Source organism: Cellulomonas bogoriensis 69B4 = DSM 16987 (genome assembly GCF_000767165.1).
GTDB classification, from domain to species: domain Bacteria; phylum Actinomycetota; class Actinomycetes; order Actinomycetales; family Cellulomonadaceae; genus Actinotalea; species Actinotalea bogoriensis.
The window spans coordinates 1-640 of record NZ_AXCZ01000417.1 but is presented as its reverse complement, the minus strand read 5'-3'; the positions used below and the strand labels follow the sequence as shown (position 1 = coordinate 640).

The 640-nt window shown below is 69.4% G+C and carries 1 pseudogene; it reads right to left on the bottom strand.

Annotation, left to right across the window (positions count from 1 at the left end):
• Window positions 1-640 (bottom strand): annotated as a pseudogene (locus tag N869_RS18175) (peptidase S8/S53 subtilisin kexin sedolisin); the annotation flags it as partial.

Genomic DNA, 640 nt, shown 5'->3' with positions numbered 1-640 from the left:
GCCGAACTCGTCCACGAACGTCGGTGCCACCGCTGTCGCCAGGCGGATGTCGGTGAACGTGAAGGTGAACCGCGACTCGCCGACGAGCTCGTAGCCCTCCTCGGCCTCGGCGTCGATCACGACGGTCCCGGTGCCGGGGTAGGTGCCGGGGGCGACGGGGGTGCCGTCGACGATGTACGCGACGCCTTTGACGGACGGGATGGTGAACGTGTCGTCAGCGGTCCCGTACTGGTCGGTGAACGTGGGTTCGACCGGGCTGACGGGTCGGATGTCGGTGAACGTGAAAGTGAACCCGGAGGCGCCGGTCAGCACGAAGCCTTCGTCGGCGACGGCGGTGACCTCGACGGTCCCCGACCCGGGGTAGGTGCCCGGTGCGAGGGGGGTGCCGTCCACCAGGTACGTCACGCCCTCGACGGACGGGATGGTGAACGTGTCCTCCTCGGTGCCGAACTCGTCCACGAACGTCGGCGCCGCGGCCGTGACCGGGCGGATGTCGGTGAACGTGAAGGTGAACTGGGACTCGCCCTCGAGCACGTACCCGTCAGTCGCCTCGGCGTCCACGACGACGGTGCCAGTGCCCGGGTAGGTGCCCGGTGCGATCAGCAGGCCGTCGACCAGGTACTCCACGCCCTCGACGGCG